Origin of the sequence: Pseudomonas sp. UME65 (genome assembly GCF_014170225.1) — a bacterium.
In the GTDB taxonomy this organism is placed as follows: Bacteria; Pseudomonadota; Gammaproteobacteria; order Pseudomonadales; family Pseudomonadaceae; genus Aquipseudomonas; species Aquipseudomonas protegens.
In genome coordinates, this window is sequence record NZ_LZZQ01000016.1 from 1 (window position 1) to 18,906 (window position 18,906).

The following is an 18,906-nucleotide window of genomic DNA, read 5'->3' on the forward strand; positions in this document are numbered from 1 at the left end:
GGGGGTGAACGCGGGTATCAAAAATTCGAAATTCTCTATACGCCATGCCTTAGGCACTCTTCCCTCAATCACAACAATAAAAAGGTGAAGTCCATGTTCAAGCTCTCAAGAGCGCTGTTCTGTGCCGCCGCATTGCTCGCTGCCGGGGTGGCCCAGGCCGCCGAATCCACCGGCAACCCGATCGTCATCAAGTTCGCCCACGTAGTGGCCGAGAACACCCCCAAGGGCCAGGGCGCGCTGCTGTTCAAGAAGCTCGCCGAGGAGCGCCTGCCGGGGCGGGTCAAGGTCGAGGTCTACCCCAACTCGTCGCTGTTCGGCGATGGCAAGGAAATGGAGGCGCTGCTGCTGGGGGATGTGCAGATGCTGGCGCCGTCGCTGGCCAAATTCGAGCAGTACACGAAAAAGATCCAGATCTACGACCTGCCGTTCCTGTTCGACGACCTGGCGGCGGTGGACCGCTTCCAGGCCGCCGAGGGCAAGCAGTTGCTGACCTCGATGCAGGGCAAGGGCATTCTCGGCCTGGCCTACTGGCACAACGGCCTGAAGCAGTTGTCGGCCAACAAGCCCCTGCACGAACCCAAGGACGCCCGTGGCCTGAAGTTTCGCGTGCAGGCCTCCAGCGTGCTCGAAGAGCAGTTCAAGGCGATGCGCGCCAACCCGCGCAAGATGAGTTTCGCCGAGGTCTACCAGGGCCTGCAGACCGGCACCGTCAACGGCACCGAGAACACCTGGTCGAACTATGAAAGCCAGAAGGTCAACGAGGTGCAGAAGTACTTCACCGAGTCCAACCACGGCCTGATCGACTACATGGTGATCACCAACGCGAGCTTCTGGAACGGCCTGCCGGCGGACGTGCGCGGCGAGCTGGAAACCATCATGGCCGAGGTCTCGGTAGAGGTGAACAAACAGGCCGAGGCCCTGAACCAGAGCGCCAGGCAGAAGATCGTCGAGGCCAGGACCAGCGAAATCATCGAACTGACCCCCGAGCAGCGCCAGGCCTGGCGCGACACCATGCGCCCGGTGTGGAGCAAGTTCGAGGACGAGATCGGCGCCGACCTGATCAAGGCCGCCGACGCCGCCAACCAGCGCCACTGATACGCCCTCCCGGCCGTCCGCGGCGGACGGCCACTGCCCGTTTCGCGAGGTATCTCTATGCAGTCCCTGAGACGTATCTGGGAGCACCTGGAGGAGGGCCTGATTGCCCTGCTGCTGGCGACCATGACCCTGGTGACCTTCGTCTACGTGATGCTCAACAACATCTACACCCTGTTCTTCGCCCTGGCCGACAAATGGGCCGCCAGCAGCGCCTTCTTCAACGCTCTGGGCGACGCCACCATGGGCCTGGCCCAGGACATGACCTGGAGCGTGGCCCTGACCAAGGCGATGTTCGGCTGGCTGATCTTCTTCGGCATCTCCTATGGCGTGCGCACCGCCGGGCACCTGGGGGTGGACGCCCTGGTGCGCCTGACCCCGCGCCCGGTGCAGCGCTACCTGGCGCTGCTCGCCTGCCTGTGCTGCCTGGTGTACGCCGGGCTGTTCATGGTCGCCAGCTTCAAGTGGCTGAGCGCGATCATGGCCGCCCATATCGGTGCCGAAGACCTGGACCGCTTCGGCGTCCGGGTCAGCCATATCGTGGTGATCGTGCCCATCGGCTTCGCCCTGGTGCTGATCCGCTACCTGGAAATCTTCTACCGCATCTTCACCCGACGGCAGTTCGGCCTGGGCCTGGCCGACGAGGCGGGCGAGGCCAGCAAGCTGGCGGGCAGCCATGAGGAGCGTCACTGATGGCCGTGCTCTGTCTGTTTCTGCTGCTGTTCGTGTTCATGTTCCTCGGCGTGCCCATCGCCATTGCCCTGGGCCTGTCGGGGGCGGCGTCGATCCTGATGTTCAGCCAGGACTCCCTGAGCTCCCTGGCGATCAAGCTGTTCGAGACCTCCGACGCCTACACCTTCCTGGCGATTCCGTTCTTCCTCTTGTCCGGGGCCTTCATGACCACCGGCGGCGTGGCCCAGCGCCTGATCGACTTCGCCAATGCCTGCGTCGGCCACATCCGTGGCGGCCTGGCAATTGCCGCGGTGCTGGCCTGCATGCTGTTCGCCGCGCTGTCCGGTTCCTCGCCGGCCACCGTGGCGGCGGTAGGCTCGATTGCCGTGGCGGGCATGGTGCGCTCCGGCTATCCCAAGGAGTTCGGCGCCGGGATCATCTGCAACGCCGGGACCCTGGGCATCCTGATTCCGCCGTCGATCGTCATGGTGGTGTACTCGGCGGCCACCGAGACTTCGGTGGGCAAGCTGTTCATGGCCGGCGTGGTGCCCGGCTTGCTGCTGGGCCTGCTGCTGATGGTGGCGATCTACATCGTGGCCCGGGTGAAAAAGCTGCCGGCCCAGCCACGGGCCACCTTTGGCCAGTGGCTGAGTGCTGCGCGTCGGGCGTTCTGGGGCCTGTTGTTGCTGGTGATCATTCTTGGCGGCATCTACAGCGGCATGTTCACGCCCACTGAGGCGGCGGCGGTGGCGGCGGTGTACTCGGCCTTCGTCGCCCTGTTCGTGTACCGCGACATGAAGCTGCGGGACTGCCCCAAGGTGCTGCTGGAGTCGGGCCGGCTGTCGATCATGCTGATGTTCATCATCGCCAACGCCATGCTCTTCGCCCATGTGCTGACCACCGAACAGATCCCCCAGGAAATCACCGCCTGGGTGATTTCCGAAGGCCTGACGCCGATCGGTTTCCTGCTGATGGTCAACGTGGTGCTGCTGGTGGCGGGCAGCTTCATGGAGCCCTCGGCGATCGTGCTGATCCTGGCGCCGATCTTCTTCCCGATTGCCATGAAGCTGGGGATCGACCCGATTCACCTGGGCATCGTCATGGTGGTCAACATGGAGATCGGCCTGGTGCACCCGCCGGTGGGCCTGAACCTGTTCGTGACCTCGGCGGTGACCGGCCTGACCCTGGGCCAGACCATCCGCGCGGCGATGCCGTGGCTGATGATCCTGCTGCTGTTCCTGATCCTGGTGACCTACGTGCCGCTGATCTCCCTGGCCTTGCCCAACTGGCTGGGCATGTAGCGCCCCCATCGCTGGCAAGCCAGCTCCTACAGGCGGGCATAACCCCGTAGGAGCCGGCCTGCCGGCGAACCGCGCAGCGGCCATTGGGCGCGGTTGATGGCGAGGGAATGGGGCGATCTTGCGGGCGCTTTCGCTGGCAAGCCAGCTCCTACAGGTGGGTATAACCCCGTAGGAGCCGGCTTGCCGGCGAACCGCGCAGCGGCCAGTCCGCACCGGGTCAAGTGCGCGGTGTTCAGGCCGTCGGCACGCGCCACAGGTACCAGGCAGCAGTGGTGCGCCAGGGGCTCCAGGCCTGGCCGATCTGGCGCAGCTGCCGGGGGCTGGGCGGTTGTTCCAGGCCCTTGAGGCGGCGATAACCTTCGCGCACGCCAAAGTCATCCACGGGCAGTATGTCCTCGCGCTCAAGGCTGTAGATCAGCAGCATCTCCACGGTCCAGCGGCCAATGCCAGGCAGCTGGATCAGGCGCTCTATCAACTGTTCGTCATCCAGGCCACGGGCGCTGGCGGCATCGGGGACGCGGCCGTCCAGGGTGGCCTGGGCGATGCCCTGCAGGGTCGCTACCTTGCGTGCGGAAAAGCCGCAGCCGCGCAGGCTCTCCAGGCTGGCATCGGCCAGTTGCCCGGGCGTAGGGAAGTCCTGCCCGGGAAACAAAGCGCGCAGGCGGCCGAGTATCGCGTCGCCCGCGCGGGCATGCAGTTGCTGGTAGGCCACCGCGCGCACCAGCGCCTGATAAGGCTCGCGCTCCGGGCGGGGCTGGTGCAGGCAGGGGCCGACGGCGGCGATCAGCGCGGCCCAGTCGGCATCCAGTGCGGCAAGAAAACGAGTGGCGGGGCAGGTGGGCATTGGCGATCCGGAACAAGTGGCGGGGCGAGCGGCAGATTAGCCCGCCGCCCCAAGGCTTGCACCCTGTCTCTTGTGCTGGAACTCGCGGCCCGGGCCTTGCACCCGGGCGCAGGGTTTTCAGTCCTTGGCCGCCGATAGGTAGAGCCGCTCCAGCACGTAGTGCAACGAGGCCGCCAGGGTTTGGCCATGGCTGAGTGTTTCAAAACTGTGGTAGTCCAGGGCCAACCCCGGCACCTGGGCCAGTTGCGCCTGCAACTGTCGGGCGCGCTGGTCGGCCTCGGGCCCTGCTGGCTGGCGCGGGTTGCCCGGCTCGGCGCCGCCACGCATCAGCAGCAATTGCGAATGATGGCCCTGCAGGCGCTCGGCCAGGCCATGGGCCTGGGGCAGGATCAGGCCGTCGCCCCACCACAGCGAAGGGCTCGCGGCAGCGTAGTGGCGAAACGCCTGGGGCTGGCTGAACAGCGCCTGCAGCACCAGCAGGCCGCCATAGGAGTGGCCCCACAGGGTCTGTTGCGCGGTATCTATCGGTGCCTGGGCCGCCACGGCCGGGCGCATGCGCTCGCGCAGCAGTTGCAGGAAGGCTTGCGCGCCGCCGCTGGGTTGCCCGGTCAGCGGGTCTTGCTGCTGCGCCTGGCCCGGTTGCTGCGGGGTGTAGTCATAGGTGCGGGCGTTGCGCTCGATACGCAGTGGGGTCTGGTAACCCACTGCCACCAGCAGCGGCGCCTGGCCCTGGTCCAGGCGCTTGAGCTGCTCGGGGTCGAGGGCGCCGATGGCGGCGTTGCCATCGAGCATCCACAGCACCGGGTAGCCCTGTGGCGGCGGCGCCTGCAACGGCTTGCCGATCCACAGTTGGTAGTGCCGCTGGCCGTCGGCGGAATCCAGTTGCAGGCTAGTGAAGCGGTAGGGCAGGTCCTGGCGTTGCAGCAGGCTGCGGTCCATGGGCTGGTCCGGGGCGGGGGCGGCCAGGGCCGCTCCCGCAAGGCCCCAGGCCAGGGCCAGGGGCAGGAAAAAAGTTCTCATCAGGCGTTCTCGGCAGACTCTTGGTGATGGCTCTTGCTAATGGCTCAGAACGAAGCGGTCAGGCTGGTGTACAGGGTGCGCCCGGGTTCGTTGTAGGTGGCGGCGCCGGCCCCGGCGATGTTGTTCACGCCCTGGGCATTGCCTTCACGGAACAGGCGTTTGTCAAACAGGTTGTCGACCCCGGCGGTCAGGCTCAGGTTGCGGGTCAGGGCGTAGGTGCCGCTGACCCCGGCAATGGCGTACGGCGCCAGTTGCTGGGTGGCGCTGCCGGTGACGCGGTCGCCGTGGTAGTCGTACTTCTTCGGCGTCTGCTGGCCGTACCAGGCCACGGTCGCCTGCAGCGACAGGTCCTGGGTGGCCTGCCAGTCGAGCATCGAGTTGAGGGTGTAGCGCGGGGTCACCGAGAGGTAGTCGCCGGTTTCCTTGTTCTTCGATTGCAGCATGTAGGTGAAGTTGTTGTTCCAGGTCAGCTGGCTGGCCAACGGAATGGTCAGGGTGCCTTCCAGGCCTTCCACCAGGGCCTTGGGCACGTTTTCCCACTGGTAGATCGCCGAGTTGCGGTAAGCGCCGCTGCCGCCGCTGGCATGGCTCACCGGGGCCAGGCCGGATTCCACCTTGTTCTTGTAGTCGTTGCGGAAATAGGTCAGCCCGGCCACCCAGCCGTCGGCCTTGTATTCCAGGCCCAGTTCCTTGTTGACGCTGGTTTGGGCCTTGAGCTTGTCGTTGCCCTGCAAGTAGCAGCTGGTGCTCTGGCCGTAGCAGCCCTGGCCGCGGCTGTAGAGCAGGTAGTCGGAGTTGAGCTGGTACAGGTTCGGCGCCTTGTAGGCCCGGGCGATGCCGGCCTTGAGGGTCAGGGTGTCGCTCAGGGCGTGGGACAGATTGAGGGACGGGCTCCAGTTGTCGCCGACGATGCTGTGGTGGTCCAGGCGCAGGCCCGGGGTGAGCATGGTGCCCGGCTGCAGTTCGATGTTGTCTTCGGCGAACAGCGAGAAGATCTGCGCGCTGGACTGGGTGCTGCGGTTGCTGCTGCTCAGGCCGCCCACGGCGCCGCCTTCGCTGGTGCTCTGGGTGTTGGCGCTGGGGTCGTCGAGCTTTTGCTGGGACCATTCGCTGCCCAGGGTCAGGGTCTGCTCGAAGCCGGCGCGCAGGGGCAGGTTGACCTCGCCATGGGCGGTCAGGTCGCGCAGCACCGCGGTGTAGAACTCGCTGTTGCTGAAGATGCCTTCGGTGCCGCCGGCCAGGCCTTCGTTGATCCGCGTGTTGCGGGTCTTTTCGTATTGCAGGTAGGCCATGGAACTGCCGAAGTCCCATTCGCCACGATGGGTCACCGAATAGGTCTCGCGGTAGCTGCGGTTGGTCTCGTGGCCCAGCAGGTTTTTCACCGTGCTGTTGCTGTTGGTGTTCTGGGTATCGCCGGTGTAGATGTTGCCCTGGCGGCTGAAGCCGGCTTCGAAGTCCAGGCTCTGGTCCGGGGTCAGGTGCCAGCTCAAGAGGCCGTTGAGGTCCTTGTTGCGTACCCCTTCGCGGCCGGCGGGCAGGGTGCCGACCTGGTTGCCGGTGCGCAGGGATTCATGGCCGGCGTTGATGTCGGCGTCGTCGGAAGACCCACGGCAATGCCACGATCTACAGCTCGTTCCCGACCCACAAGGACGAAGGCGCCACCCAACGCATGAGCTTCGGCCTCAACGGCCCGCTGACCGACAGCTTGAGCTACCGGGTCTACGGCAACGTGGCCAAGACGTCTGGCTGCCGGCCTGCTTGGTGATGATGTTGATCACCCCGCCAGCGGCACCGTTGCCGTAGCGGGCCGCCGCCGGGCCGCGGATCACTTCGATGCGTTCGACCTGGTCGGCCGGTACCCAGTTGGTGTCGCCGCGGCTGTCACGCTCGCCGCGCCAGCCGTAGCGCACCGAGTTGCGGCTGCCCACAGGCTTGCCGTCCACCAGGATCAGGGTGTTTTCCGGGCCCATGCCGCGGATGTCGATCTGCCGGTTATTGCCGCGCTGGCCGCTGGTGGAGTTACCGGTGAGATTGACCCCGGGCATGGTGCGGATGATCTGCGACAGGTCGTTGGCCGGCGGGCGCTTCTGGATGTCCTCGGAGGTGATCACAGAGACCCCCGGTGCCTGCTTGGTTTCTTCCTTGGCGGTGGCGATGACGCTCTGGGGTTCCAGCTCCAGGACCGGCTGGGTCGAGCCTTCATTGGCAGCCTGCACGGCCTGGCTGAGCAGGCAGCAGGTGGACAGCAGGAAGGGGGCGAAAGGACGCATCGAGCGCATGGACATCGGTGATCTCCGGGACAGAGGCAGAAACAGAAGATCACGAATGATAATGACTGCTATTTGCGAGTAAAGCGCATTAACTTTCTAAACACTTCCAGGTCGGTACGAGGTTCTGTCAGGGAGCCGGGCGCGCTTGTGCCGGGCCTAGGCGGCGGGCAGCAGCAGGTGCATGCACAGCCCGGGGTGGCCGTTGCTGGCCCAGATCCGCCCCTGGTGCAGCTCCACGGCGCGCCGGGCGATGGCCAGGCCCAGGCCGAAGCCGTCGCCCTGGGCCGAGTCCAGGCGCTGGTAGGGCTGGAAGATGCGTTGCAGGTCCTGTTCGGCGACCCCTGGTCCCTGGTCTTCCAGGCACAGGTGCCAATAGGCGCCTTCGCGCCAGCCGCGCAGGCTCACCCGGCCGCCGGCGGGGGAGTAGCGGATCGCGTTGCGCAGCAGGTTCTCCAGGGCCTGGGCGATGCTGTCCAGGTGCACCTGGACCCGGCACTCGGCGTCCAGCAGGCAGGGCAGGCGCTCGGCGTCCCAGGCGCTTTCGAAGCAGGCGTCCTGGCGCAGGGCTTCCCAGATCGACAGCACCTGCACCGCTTCGGTAGGCAGTTGCGGGCGCTCGGTGTCGAGCCAGGCCAGGTCCAGGGTGTCTTCCAGCAGGCGCTGCATGTCGGCGATTTCCCGGTCCAGGCGCTGGCGCAACTGCTCCGGCGGCAACCGGCTGTCATGGGCGATGCGCAACCGCGCCAGGGGCGTGCGCAGCTCATGGGACAGCGTGCGCAGCAGCAGGCGCTGCTGGGCCAGGCTCTGGCGCAGGCGCTCGGCCATGTGCTCGAAGGCCAGGGCCAGTTCCCCCAGTTCGTCGTGGCGGTTCACCAGGGGCGTGCCCAGGCCCTGGCTTTCCAGGTCGTCGGCGCGCAAGGCATCGGCGCGGTCGCGCAGGCGGTTCAACGGCAGCACCAGGTGGCGGTAGAGCAACAGGCCGAGCAGGGCGGCCAGCAGGGTCGGCACCACGCCATGGCTGAGCAGGTGGGTCCAGGGCGTCAGGCCGCTGGGCAGCAGGCGTTCGGGTAGTTGCAGCACCAGCCGGCCTTGCTCCGGGTGCTCGGGGAATTCGATGCTGACGTAGGGCAACTCGTCCTGCAGGCGCCGGCTCATGGGCCAGTCGAGCTTGCGCATGAAGGTCAGGTGGCTGGCTTCCTCGGCGGTCAGCGGCGTGCTGCCCAGGCTCTGCAGGCGATCGCCGATCACCGCGACCCAGGTGTCTTCCCGGGTTGCCAGTTGTCGCTGGAACTCATCGACCCCGGCCACGCCGCCCTGGCGCCAGGCGTGCTCGGCCTGCTGGGCGTAGCTGGCCAGGTACTGGCGGTCGGCGGGGTCGAGAAAATAGGTGCTGCGCTCGGCCGACAGGCCCCAGGTCCAGATGATCCAGGTCAGCAGCAGGCAGAAGCCGATCTGCAACAGCGCCAGTTTCCACAGCAGGGGGTGACGGCGCATCAGTGGCGTTCCGCTTCCACCAGGATGTAGCCCGCGCCGCGCACCGCCTGGATCTGCAGGTGCTGCACCCCAAGGTCGGCGAGTTTGCGCCGCAGGTTGCACACGTGCACATCCAGGCCGCGATCGAGCCTCGTGTAGATGCGGTGCAGTACGTGCTGATAGAGAAACGGCTTGCTCAGGGTTTCCCCGGGGTGCTCGCGCAGGGTCACCAGCAACCGGTATTCGGAACCGGTCAGGCCCGCTGCGCGGCCCTGGTGCAGTACGTCCTGGGCCTGTTCGTCGAAGCTGAGGATCGGGTCCTGGCGCGTGGCCTGCAGCTGTTGCACCCGGGCCATGCGCCGCAGCAGGGCGTCGGCGCGGGCGTCCAGTTCGGCCAGGCTGAAGGGCTTGGGCAGGTAGTCGTCGGCGCCTCGGGTAAAGCCGGTGATGCGGTCCTGCTCGGCGCCCAGGGCCGACATCAGCATCACTGGCGTGCCCTGTTCCTGGCGCAGGGTTTCCAGCAGGGCCAGGCCGTCCATGCCCGGCAGCATGATGTCCAGCAGCACCAGGTCGAAGTGACCGGCGCGCACCGCGGCCAGCCCCTGGCGGCCGTCGGTGCAGGTGGTGACGGTAAAGCCGCGCTGGCGGAAATGCAGGTCCAGGTCGTCGCGCAGTCGGGCGTCGTCTTCCACGAGGAGCAGGTTGGGGGTCATGGGGCAGAGCACTTGAATGGGGATATTTAATGAGAATGTTTTACATTTGCGAATATTGCAGCAATGCCCTTGGCTATGCAATTGCCATGATGGGCGGGCATGACCGGGATCAACTGAACAAGAAGTTGAATATTCAACAAAGTGTTGATATTTTTCCTGGCCGTTCACCTTGGTAGTCACCCATGAACCGATCTTGCGCTTCCCTGCTTGCCGAACGTCAGCTGGTGCTGCAGGTGCTGCACAGCACTTTGCAGATGCTGGGCAGCGTGGTCGGCCGGCACGTGGAGATTGTCCTGCATGACCTTGACCGTCCCGAGTGCTCGATCGTCGCCATCGCCAATGGTCATGTCACCGGGCGCCGGGTAGGCGACTCGGTGCTGGTCGGGCCGCGCCAGGACCTGGGTTTTGCCGCGGTGCGACGTGCCCTGCAAGACCGCTCCGCGGCGACCCCGCTGGTGCTGGAGAACTACCCGACCCTGGCCCCCGACGGCCGCGAGCTGCGCAGTTCCACGGTGATCTTTCGCGACAGCAGCGGGCAGCCCTTCGCCAGCCTGTGCAGCAACAGCGACCTGAGTGGTATCGCCGCCGCTCATGCCTGCCTGGGGCAATTGCTGGGCCTGGGCAGCGCGCCTGCGCCGCGCCGCGACGAAGCCCCCGACATGGAACAGTTGCTGGCCCAGATCATCCAGGGCGCCTGCCCGGGAAACGGGGCGCGCATGAGCAAGCAACACAAGCTCGACGCCGTGCGCCAGATGCAGGAGCGCGGGGTGTTCATCGTCAAGGGCGGGATCGAAAAGGCCGCCGCGGCCCTGGGGGTGACCCGCTACACCATCTACAACTACCTGGAACAGATCCGCGCCCAAGGCGCCGAGGAATGACCGCGATGCAGCTCGATATCTTTCAAGTGGATGCCTTTACCTCCCACGTCTTCGGTGGCAACCCGGCGGCGGTGTGCCCCCTGGATGCCTGGTTGCCGGACGAGGTCCTGCAGCGCATCGCCCTGGAGAACAACCTGTCGGAAACCGCCTATTTCGTGCCCCGGGGCGAAGTCTTCGAACTGCGCTGGTTCACCCCCACGGTGGAGGTCGACCTGTGCGGGCACGCCACCCTGGCGGCGGCCTGGGTGCTGTTCGAGCAGTTGGGCGAGCGCCGCGACGTGCTGCGCTTTGCCACCCGCAGCGGCGAGTTGCGGGTGAGCCGCGAGGGCGGCCTGCTGTCCATGGACTTTCCCGCCAAGCAGCCCGAGGCCGTGGCGATTCCCCCGGCCCTGCTGCAAGCCCTGGGGTTGCCGGCGGCCGAGGCCCTGTACCGCACCGACGATTACCTGCTGGTGGTGGACGACGAATCTCTGGTGGAGGCGCTCAAGCCCGATTTCGCCGCACTGGCCGCCTTCGATGTGCGCGGCATCGCCGTGACGGCGCCGTCCCGGGCATTCGATTTCGTCTCGCGCTGGTTCGGCCCGCGGGTCGGGGTCAATGAAGACCCGGTCACCGGTTCTGCCCATACCTCCCTGGCGCCTTACTGGGCCGCGCGCCTGGGCAAGCGTCAGCTGCGGGCGCAGCAGGGCGGGGCGCGCAAGGGCCAGCTGGAGTGTCAGGTGCTGGACAACGGGCGGGTGATCATCAGCGGCTACGGCGCCTTGTACCTCAAGGGCCGTATTTTCCTCTGAACCGGCTGCGGCGCCGCTCTGCCATGCAGGCCTGGTGCCTGCAGGCGGATTTGTCTCGGCGGTGCCGGCGGGAGTAGAGTCGCGTTTTTTTCGCCTGCTCAGGATGCTCCAGACCATGCAACGGACGCGCACCTTGCCCCGCCTTTCCACCTCACCGCTGTTGGCCTTGCTCCTGGGCTTGAGCGCCGGCGCTGCCCAGGCAGCGAGCCTCAGCCAGAGCCTGCTGGAGTGCCAGCCGAGCTTTTTCAAGGCCCTGTATCAGCAGCGCGCCGAGCTCGGGCAGGTGGTGAAACTGGCGGAGAATCAGCGCCAGGGCATCGCCTGGATTCCGGTGGCGGAGCGCCGCGACAGCGCCTCCGCGCTAATGGCGTTTTCCCGGCCGCTGCTGGATCAGGGCCTGCCCCTGACCGCCTACTACGACCGTCAGTTCGACCTGGGCGAGCAGGGCACCTTTCACTTCTGGGGCTTTGAAATCGATGCCAGCCGCGAGGCCGTCATGGCCGCGCTGCCCCAGGCCGGTTGGCAGGAGACTGGCGAATACTTCGTCTCCCGGCCGCAGATCAAACTCAACGCCGCGACCCCCTGGCAGGACAACCCGGCCGCCGCTTCGGGCATCGCCCCGGCGCCGGGCTCCGCGGAAAAGATCCTCATGCTCAGCCAGGAAGACGGCAAGACCCGTTTGCTCTGCTCGCTGCAGGGCACTGTCGATCAGCCATTGCTGGAGCAGGAGCGGCCGGACCTGGCCCAGGGAGCGGGCCGATGAACAAGCTGTTGAGCTTGAGCGCGGCGCTTTTGCTCGCCGGTTGCGCGCATTCGGGTACCCCCGGGGAGGCCCCGGCGCCGCAGCGTCCGGACGGCATGTTCAAGGTGCTGGAAAGCCCGGAACTGGCCACCTACTTTGCCGCCAACTCGCTGGCCCTCTACCAGAACAACCCGAACCTGCGGCAGTTCTATCTGGTCAACAACTACGCCAAGCCTGCTGCGCTGGGCGGTGGCAAGCCGCCGATCTACAGCTCCCGCGCGACCCGGGTGATCAACTGCGAGAAGGATGAGTCGGCGCAGTTCGGCCGGGTGTACTTCTCCGAGCCCTTCGCCCAGGGCGTGGAGGTCATGCGCAAGGAAGATCTTGCGCAATGGGCCGCCTTTCCCCGTCAATCGTTGATCGGGGAGCTGCGCAACATGGCCTGCGCGGTCGATCCGACCCGGCTCAAGCTGGCTCCGGCACCGAGTCGGTGAGCGGTGTCAGCCGGGCCTGTTGTTCAGCCCGGCCAGGCCATGATCAGCATGGGCGGTGGCCTGCCTGATTGAAGCGCGCGCCGCACGCCGCCCAGGCGGCGTTCTGTCCAACTGTTGAGCACCAAGGAAGTTTCGATGCTGGAAAGCAACCGCACCATCACCCTCTCTGGCGAGCAGGCGCTGCAGGCCCTGGCGGAGCTGGAGTTCGTCTTGATCTCGTTGCACAAGATGGGCGCCTACTACATGGATAAACCCGTGGCCGACTACCAGCGCGCCACCACCGATTTCATCGATAACCAGCAGGTCACCCAGCGCCTGGCCCAGGTGCGCAGGATTCTCAGCGAACCCTTCGACCGTACCCTGGGGGAGGACGACATGGACGACATCGAGCGCCATGTGGAGGGGCTCGAACTGTGGCGCCCCGAGTAGCAGGGCGAGGGCTGCCCGCCGATTTATCAAGGAACCTGCCATGTCCAGAATAAGCATCGCCGCCGCGACTCCCACCACTGACCTGGCGCTGGTCAAGTTTCTCCATCAACGCCTGGGCCTGTCCCTGCGCATTGCCCAGGGCTATCTGCGCCGTGGCGCCGAGGGTTTCTTCTACAGCGCCAAGCTGTTTCACAACGACCATGTAGAGCGCGAGCAGGAACTGCGCGACATCCTCGCCTTCTGCAACAACGCCCAGGTGCCGCTACTGATTGTCGAAAGCGACCCCGATGAGCAATGGAACGGTGTTGCGCCCGAAGCGTTGGAGGACTGCGCGATGCCCCAGGAGCACTTGTTCAATCTGCTCCAGGCCTATGAAGAGGACTATCAATAAGGCCCGGGAGCGGGCCTGTAGCGCCCAACCGAATGCGAGGTTTTCCTAAAGTTCTGGGCGCCGGGGTCGAGACGTTGGTGCTGTCCGTCCCTCAATAAGGATATTTCGTGTTCAGAACCCTCCTCAGGGCCACCGCCCTTGTCGCCACCCTTGCGCTGACCGGCTGTGTGTCCTACAACGTCACCGGCCCCCTGGGCGCACCGCTGCATCCCGCGCCTGCCAGCAGCCCGCGCACCGCGCAAATCGCCGATGTGCAGGTTTCCGCCGCCGGTATCGACGAAGCCACCCGTACCGCCATCAGCCGCTCCCTGACCGCCCAGCTGACGCCCTACGTCAAGAGCGCCGGCTACTTCCAGCAACTCAGCGAATTTCCTACCCGCCTGGGGGAAAACGACGTGGTGCTGAAGTTCAACATGACCTCCCTCAAGGGCCATCGCGGGCCGCACCCGGGCTATGTACCGGGGGCTCTGCTGACCCTGACGCTGTGGATCTGGGTCAATGGCCCGATCTACGTCGACAGCTTCGACCTGGCCGGTGATCTGTCGATCGTCGATCGCGACGGCAAGGAACTGGCCAGCGCCAGGGAGCAGCTCAAGTTCGAGCGCAATGTCGGTCTCTATGGGCGCGAATACTGGGCCCCGACCCAGGGCGCCAAGCAGCTCAACGAGCTGGTTGCCAAATTGCTCGACAACGCCACCGCCCGGTTGGCGCACTAGGATCAAGGAGCGTCACATGTTCGGTTCCATCAAGCACGTACTGGTGCTGGCCGCGGTACTGCTGAGCGGCTGCGTGTCCTATTCGCAACACGAACTGGCACCGGTCACGGCCTGGCCACCCACCGCCCAGGCGGAGCAACACAAACCCACGGCCTTCGTGCGCACCACCGCGATGAACCAGGTCAATGGCGGCCCGGCCAATGCTGCCGCCGGCGCCCCGGCCGCCGCCTGGGAAGCGGCGGTGGCCGATACCTACCGCCAGTCCGGGCGCTTTGCCCGGGTCAGCACCGACAAGGTCGAGTCGGACCTGTACGCCGAAGCCACCCTGTACAACAACGAGCAGTTCAGCATGGCCTCGGCCATCATCACCGGCGCCACCTTCTTCATCATCCCGTCCACGGCGAAGAACACCTTCACCCTGGAGACGGTGTTCAAGGACAAGGACGGCAAGGAACTGGGGCGGATTCGCAAGAGCGAGTCGGTGCGCACCTGGATGCAACTGCTGCTGATCGTGGCGATTCCTTTCCAGGCGGATACCCGCGACGTGGTCCAGCAACTGGCCCGCAGCACCCTGGATGAAGCGGTGCAACGCAAACTGCTGTAAGCCTCGCGCTGCTGGCAGGACGCAGACAAAAACGCCGCGGGCCCTGATTGGAGCCCGCGGCGTTTTTTTTGGATGCGGTTTACTTCAGCGCTGCGCCGCCCAGTAGGCATGCAGCGCCCGAGCGGCCGGTTCGATGGCCGCTACCTGCTGGCGATGCTGGTCCAGGTCGAGGTCGGCCGGCAGTTCGAAGTTGTCCTGTTCGGCACAGTCGATGATCGTCTGCAACAGGCCGGTCTGTAGTGTCGGCATCTGCGGCCAGTTGCCCACGGCCACGCCACGCAGGTAGCCAAAGCACCATTCTTCGGCCAGCAACAGGTCCTGGCCCTGGTGTTCGGTGGTTTCGAAACGTGCATGGAAACCCTGGGCATCACTGGCCAGTTGTTCGGCCAGGGTGTTGATGTGGCGCACGCACAGGTCGATGAACTGCCGGCACTCTTGCGGGGTTTCCCAATTGGGGTTCTCGCCGCCCCAGATCGCCGGGAACCATTCGGCGATATCCACCTGGGTCGGGCCCGACACCAGCGCGGTGAAATAACCGTCCAGCTCGCAGGGGTTGAGTACCGAGTGGTCGTCGCCGTACTTGAGCAGGGTGTCTTCGAGGGTTTCGAAGTCGGCGGCGTTCAATGGGGTGTTTTGCATGAGAGAAGTCCTGGAAAAAGCAGCGGCAAGTTTCCGGGTTCAGGCCCCGGGCTGCAAGCCTTGAACGGTATGGGCGGCGCTTGAGTGCGCGGCCCTCAGGTGCCGCGCAACAGGTCCTGGGAGTCCAGCAGGCGGTAGGCGATTTCCGGGCGCTGCTCCATGGCCCGGCGGATGGCGGCCGGGATCGATTGCCGGGTCTTGCGGCACAGGCCGGGCAACTCGCCCAGGGAAATGGCGATGCCGCGCATGCTGCGGACCACGTTGTCACTGGGGCTGATCTGGACGCGGATGCCCAGTTGTTCGTACATCCGCCGCTGCATGTGTTCCAGGTCCGCCAGGTCCTTGAGGTTTTCCAGGCGTTCGAGCAGGCGCTTTTCCTCCTGGCGCGTGAGATTGAGGATGCGCAGGTCGGCTCCGGGGGTGTCCAGCAACTGCTCGCGCTCGCAGATGCAGGCGCCGGGCGGACAGGGTTGGCGGATCGCGGGGCTGGGGTTCATGGTGATCCATCATAGCGATCCCGTAGCCGCTGTCAGAGAAAATTCTGTGCCCGGCCAGCCCCAACGAGATGGCGTGGTGGCGGGGCTTTGCGTAGGCGCTGGCTTGCCAGCGAAGGCGTCTTCGGGTTCGCCGCAGGGCTTGAGGGCCTCTTCGCCGGCAAGCCGGCTCCTACGAGATGGCGTGGTGGTGGGGCTTTGCGTAGGCGCTGGCTTGCCAGCGAAGGCGTCTTCGGGGGCGCGGCAGGTCTTGAGGGCCTCTTCGCCGGCAAGCCGGCTCCTACGAGATGGCTTGGTGGCGGGGCTTTGCGTAGGAGCTGGCTTGCCAGCGAAGGCGTCTTTGGGTGCGCCGCAGGGCCTGAGGGCCTCTTCGCCGGCAAGCCGGCTCCTACGAGATGGCGTGGTGGCGGGGCTTTGTGTAGGCGCTGGCTTGCCAGCGAAGGCGTCTTCGGGTGCGCCGCATGGCCTGAGGGCCTCTTCGCCGGCAAGCCGGCTCCTACGAGATGGCGTGGTGGCGGGGCTTTGTGTAGGCGCTGGCTTGCCAGCGAAGGCGTCTTCGGGTGCGCCGCAGGGCGTGAGGCCTACCGAGCCACGGGGTTGCCCGGGTCGCCTTCGAGCACGATCACGCCATCTTCGTTGCTCAGGGTGATGATCGCCGTGGCCCGGCCCCGGGCATCCACCTCGGTGATCAGCCAGCGGCAGGTCACGGTATCCCCCGCATAGACCGGGCGGCGGAACTGGAAGCGCATCGCCGAGGCCAGCCAGCCGATCTGCCCGCCGATCTCGGTCACCAGGCTGGCGGTCAGCAGGCCATGGGCCACCGGTTCGCGAAACCCTCGGGCCTCGGCGAAGGGCGGGTGGTAGTGCACCGGGTTGTAGTCCCGGGAAATCTCGGCAAAGCGCTGGATGTCCTGGGGAGTGAAGCATCGCGACAGGCTGAAGCTGTCACCGCTTTGCAGCCCGTGAGCCGCCCGTTGTCTGAAGCTGTGCATGGGTCTTCCTCAAGCCAGGAGTTGTTCCGCCAGCAACACTAGCGCAATCAGGACCATCAACCCGCCCGACAGGCGACTGACCCACAGCGCCGCCACCGGCCGCGCCTGCAGAACAGTGCGCGAGCCGAAGCCCACCAACAGGTAGATCACCGCGCAACTGAAGGCATGCAGCAGCCCCAGGGCGAGGATCTGCAGCGACACCGGCCAGGCGGCCGCGGGGCTGGTGAACTGTGGCAGCAGGGCCAGGAACAGCAGGAATACCTTGGGATTGAGGCCGCTGACACACAGGCCCTTGAACGACCAGCGCGCCCAGGAAGCATCGGCCTGGCCTGCGCCGGCCTGGGGCGTGGACGGGTGGCGCAGCAGGCCGACGCCCAGCCACAGCAGGTAGCCGGCACCGGCCACGGTCAGGCCCGCAAGGGCCAGGGGGTAACGCGCCACCAGCCCGCCGACCCCGGCGGCCACCACCAGGGTCGCCAGCAGGTGCCCGCTCAGCAGCCCGGATACCGCGGGAATCACCACCCGGCCGTTGAGCCCGGCAGAGATGGCATAGGCCCAGTCGGCGCCGGGGGTGATCACGAACAGCAGCGACACTGCCCAGAACGCGGCCAACATGCTCGGTTCCATGTTGGCTTACCTCGGCTGGCTGCAGGTAGCGTGGGCGGGGCAGGCAGTCGCGTTAGGCAGCGCAGGGTGCGGCTTGGCAAGGGGGTAGGGCATGGGGCTTTCTCACGGGCATCAGGGGCTCGACCGCCGCACAGCTGCGGTGAGCAGGGGCTTCAAGGTGTGAAGAAAGAATAGTGAAGATCGAGGGGGATTTTTTCTCTAATATTCCAAGTACAAACCTTCGAATGGGGAGAATTATTCAAATGGATCGGATTGATCAGAAGATTCTTGCCGAGCTGCAAGCCGACGGCCGCCTGTCGGTCACCGACCTGGCCGAGCGGGTCGGTCTCAGCCTGTCCCCTTGCCATCGCCGGGTACGGGCGCTGGAGCAGTCCGGGGTGATCCTGGGCTATCGCGCACAATTGGCGCCCAGCGCCCTGGGGCTGAATTTCTCGGCCATGGTGTTCGTCACCCTGCGCGAGGGCGATCACCAGGCCGTGGCGGCCTTCGAAACTGCCTTGCAGGGCATTGTCCAGATCGTCGAGGCGCAGCGGCTGTTTGGCGAACCCGATTACCTGCTGCAGGTGATCACCCGCGACCTGCCGGCGTTCCAGCGGTTGTATGACGAACGCCTGTCGACCTTGCCCAACGTCCAGCGCCTGACCTCGACCCTGGTGATGAAGCAGGTGATCCAGGACCGCACTCTGCCATTGTGATCGGGATCAAGGCTCGAAGGCCCCGCAGGTTCTAAGGTGCAGGCTCCTTCATCCAGGTTCCGGGAGCCGCCATGGCCAAGCCCTTTCCCCTGCGCCCCAAACACCCCGAGCGGATCTGCTGGGGCTGCGACCGCTACTGCGCGGCCAATGCCCTGGCCTGCGGCAATGGTTCCGATCGCACCATGCACCCGGCGGAAATGCTCGGGGAGGACTGGTACCTGGACGGCGACTGGGGCATCGAGATGCCCGCCGACAGCGAGCCGGCCCCACAGCGGCAGTCACGAGGGCCGACCGCCGTTTAAATATTACCCGGGTATTATTGATTGTCTTATTAATACCCGGGTAATATGCAGCCTCGTTTCCTTGAGGCCATAACCATGTCCGACTCACTTGCCCAACCCGTCACTGCGTTTCAGGCCCAGCAGGTGCTGGCGGCCGGCCCGTTGCTGGAGGTCGCGCTGGCGGTCAAGCGTGCCAGCGAAGAGGCGGCGCCGCAGCCGTTGCTGGTGTTCGACGATGCCAGCGGCCGGGTCATCGACCTCGACCTGCGGGGCACCCCGGACGAAGTGCGCCAGCGCCTGGCCGCCACGCCGGCGCCGGGCAACGGGCGCTATCGCCCGCGCCAGCCTGCTGCTGCGCCGGTCGAGGGCGAAGAGGCTGCGCCCCGGGGGCGGGGGCGACCCAAGCTGGGGGTCATCGCCCGGGAAGTGACCCTGTTGCCGCGCCAGTGGGACTGGCTGGCCGAGCAGCCCGGTGGCGCCTCGGCGGTGCTGCGCCGGCTGGTGGACGAAGCCCGGCGACATGGCGCCGAACCGCAGCGCCAGCGGGCCGCGCAAGAGGCGGCCTACCAGTTCATGCTGGCCATGGGCGGCGATCTTCCCGGTTATGAAGAAGCCACCCGGGCGCTGTTCGTCGCGGACCTGGCGCGCCTGCAGCAGTGCATCGAGGACTGGCCGCAGGACATCCGTGCCTATGCCTTGCGCCTGGCCGGGGCGTAATCGCCGGGGCTGGCTTGTGTCCCGGGGCCCA

Annotated in this window: 22 protein-coding genes and 1 pseudogene; 14 read left to right on the plus strand and 9 right to left on the minus strand. The window is 66.1% G+C overall.

Annotated elements, in window-relative coordinates:
• Positions 1–93: 93 nt before the first annotated feature.
• From A9971_RS25340 to dctM, 3 genes are read left to right on the plus strand one after another with little or no spacing between them, the layout of a single operon-like run.
• Positions 94–1,095, plus strand: a complete 1,002-nt coding sequence (locus A9971_RS25340; protein WP_182999840.1) for a TRAP transporter substrate-binding protein — start codon at positions 94–96, stop codon at positions 1,093–1,095.
• 57 nt (positions 1,096–1,152) lie between these two features.
• Positions 1,153–1,785 (plus strand): TRAP transporter small permease, encoded by a 633-nt coding sequence (locus A9971_RS25345; protein WP_053158031.1) that lies wholly within the window; start codon positions 1,153–1,155, stop codon positions 1,783–1,785.
• Positions 1,785–3,065, plus strand: coding sequence for a C4-dicarboxylate TRAP transporter large permease protein DctM (dctM, locus tag A9971_RS25350; RefSeq protein ID WP_182999841.1), 1,281 nt, complete (start codon positions 1,785–1,787; stop codon positions 3,063–3,065). Before A9971_RS25345 ends, dctM begins: the two co-directional genes overlap by 1 nt.
• Before the next feature lie 232 nt (positions 3,066–3,297).
• Here the strand turns inward: dctM and A9971_RS25355 are convergent, their stop codons facing one another.
• The 5 genes and pseudogenes from A9971_RS25355 to A9971_RS25375 form a co-directional block, all read right to left on the minus strand.
• On the minus strand, positions 3,298–3,909 hold the full coding sequence (locus tag A9971_RS25355; protein WP_125063922.1) for a DNA-3-methyladenine glycosylase: 612 nt from the start codon (positions 3,907–3,909) through the stop codon (positions 3,298–3,300).
• A 117-nt stretch (positions 3,910–4,026) separates the two neighbouring features.
• On the minus strand, positions 4,027–4,929 hold the full coding sequence (locus A9971_RS25360) for an alpha/beta hydrolase (RefSeq protein ID WP_182999842.1): 903 nt from the start codon (positions 4,927–4,929) through the stop codon (positions 4,027–4,029).
• Positions 4,930–4,973: 44 nt separating this feature from the next.
• Positions 4,974–7,208, minus strand: a pseudogene (locus A9971_RS25365) (TonB-dependent siderophore receptor).
• Between the two features lie 147 nt (positions 7,209–7,355).
• Positions 7,356–8,693 carry a sensor histidine kinase gene (locus tag A9971_RS25370; protein ID WP_182999843.1) on the minus strand — a complete coding sequence of 446 codons (1,338 nt, stop codon included), beginning with the start codon at positions 8,691–8,693 and terminating at the stop codon, positions 7,356–7,358.
• Positions 8,693–9,385, minus strand: coding sequence for a response regulator transcription factor (locus tag A9971_RS25375; RefSeq protein WP_053158037.1), 693 nt, complete (start codon positions 9,383–9,385; stop codon positions 8,693–8,695). The genes A9971_RS25370 and A9971_RS25375 overlap by 1 nt, the downstream gene beginning before the upstream one ends.
• A 182-nt stretch (positions 9,386–9,567) precedes the next feature.
• On the opposite strand from A9971_RS25375, the gene A9971_RS25380 reads away from it, so the two are divergent.
• From A9971_RS25380 to A9971_RS25415, 8 genes are all read left to right on the plus strand, one after another.
• Positions 9,568–10,263 (plus strand): transcriptional regulator, encoded by a 696-nt coding sequence (locus A9971_RS25380; protein WP_053158040.1) that lies wholly within the window; start codon positions 9,568–9,570, stop codon positions 10,261–10,263.
• A gap of 5 nt (positions 10,264–10,268) precedes the next feature.
• Positions 10,269–11,054, plus strand: a complete 786-nt coding sequence (locus tag A9971_RS25385; protein ID WP_077935010.1) for a PhzF family phenazine biosynthesis protein — start codon at positions 10,269–10,271, stop codon at positions 11,052–11,054.
• A gap of 115 nt (positions 11,055–11,169) precedes the next feature.
• Positions 11,170–11,817 (plus strand): hypothetical protein, encoded by a 648-nt coding sequence (locus A9971_RS25390; protein ID WP_182999844.1) that lies wholly within the window; start codon positions 11,170–11,172, stop codon positions 11,815–11,817.
• The gene (locus tag A9971_RS25395; protein WP_041117818.1) at positions 11,814–12,290 is read left to right on the plus strand and encodes a surface-adhesin E family protein; all 477 of its coding nucleotides are present in this window, start codon (positions 11,814–11,816) and stop codon (positions 12,288–12,290) included. The genes A9971_RS25390 and A9971_RS25395 overlap by 4 nt, the downstream gene beginning before the upstream one ends.
• 135 nt (positions 12,291–12,425) lie before the next feature.
• On the plus strand, positions 12,426–12,719 hold the full coding sequence (locus A9971_RS25400; protein WP_011060967.1) for a hypothetical protein: 294 nt from the start codon (positions 12,426–12,428) through the stop codon (positions 12,717–12,719).
• A 40-nt stretch (positions 12,720–12,759) separates the two neighbouring features.
• Entirely contained in the window at positions 12,760–13,110 is a 351-nt protein-coding gene (locus A9971_RS25405) for a hypothetical protein (protein ID WP_182999845.1), read from the plus strand.
• 107 nt (positions 13,111–13,217) lie between these two features.
• Positions 13,218–13,826, plus strand: a complete 609-nt coding sequence (locus A9971_RS25410; RefSeq protein ID WP_041752195.1) for a hypothetical protein — start codon at positions 13,218–13,220, stop codon at positions 13,824–13,826.
• A gap of 16 nt (positions 13,827–13,842) precedes the next feature.
• Positions 13,843–14,430 (plus strand): hypothetical protein, encoded by a 588-nt coding sequence (locus A9971_RS25415; RefSeq protein WP_174395533.1) that lies wholly within the window; start codon positions 13,843–13,845, stop codon positions 14,428–14,430.
• 84 nt (positions 14,431–14,514) lie between these two features.
• Here A9971_RS25415 and A9971_RS25420 read toward each other — a convergent pair whose 3' ends face one another.
• The 4 genes from A9971_RS25420 to A9971_RS25435 form a co-directional block, all read right to left on the minus strand.
• Positions 14,515–15,069, minus strand: coding sequence for a UPF0149 family protein (locus A9971_RS25420; RefSeq protein ID WP_015635374.1), 555 nt, complete (start codon positions 15,067–15,069; stop codon positions 14,515–14,517).
• A 95-nt stretch (positions 15,070–15,164) separates the two neighbouring features.
• Positions 15,165–15,566 carry a hypothetical protein gene (locus A9971_RS25425; protein ID WP_015635375.1) on the minus strand — a complete coding sequence of 134 codons (402 nt, stop codon included), beginning with the start codon at positions 15,564–15,566 and terminating at the stop codon, positions 15,165–15,167.
• Between the two features lie 578 nt (positions 15,567–16,144).
• Positions 16,145–16,555, minus strand: coding sequence for a MaoC family dehydratase (locus A9971_RS25430; RefSeq protein WP_259652271.1), 411 nt, complete (start codon positions 16,553–16,555; stop codon positions 16,145–16,147).
• A 9-nt stretch (positions 16,556–16,564) separates the two neighbouring features.
• Positions 16,565–17,182: a LysE family translocator gene (locus A9971_RS25435; protein WP_011060975.1), complete on the minus strand. Its 618-nt coding sequence runs from the start codon at positions 17,180–17,182 to the stop codon at positions 16,565–16,567.
• Positions 17,183–17,424: 242 nt separating this feature from the next.
• On the opposite strand from A9971_RS25435, the gene A9971_RS25440 reads away from it, so the two are divergent.
• The 3 genes from A9971_RS25440 (at position 17,425) to A9971_RS25450 (ending at position 18,875) form a co-directional block, all read left to right on the plus strand.
• The gene (locus A9971_RS25440; RefSeq protein WP_011060976.1) at positions 17,425–17,877 is read left to right on the plus strand and encodes an Lrp/AsnC family transcriptional regulator; all 453 of its coding nucleotides are present in this window, start codon (positions 17,425–17,427) and stop codon (positions 17,875–17,877) included.
• Between the two features lie 71 nt (positions 17,878–17,948).
• The gene (locus A9971_RS25445; protein ID WP_072442137.1) at positions 17,949–18,179 is read left to right on the plus strand and encodes a DUF3079 domain-containing protein; all 231 of its coding nucleotides are present in this window, start codon (positions 17,949–17,951) and stop codon (positions 18,177–18,179) included.
• 45 nt (positions 18,180–18,224) lie between these two features.
• Positions 18,225–18,875: a DUF2239 family protein gene (locus tag A9971_RS25450; RefSeq protein ID WP_182999846.1), complete on the plus strand. Its 651-nt coding sequence runs from the start codon at positions 18,225–18,227 to the stop codon at positions 18,873–18,875.
• Positions 18,876–18,906 lie beyond the last annotated feature (31 nt).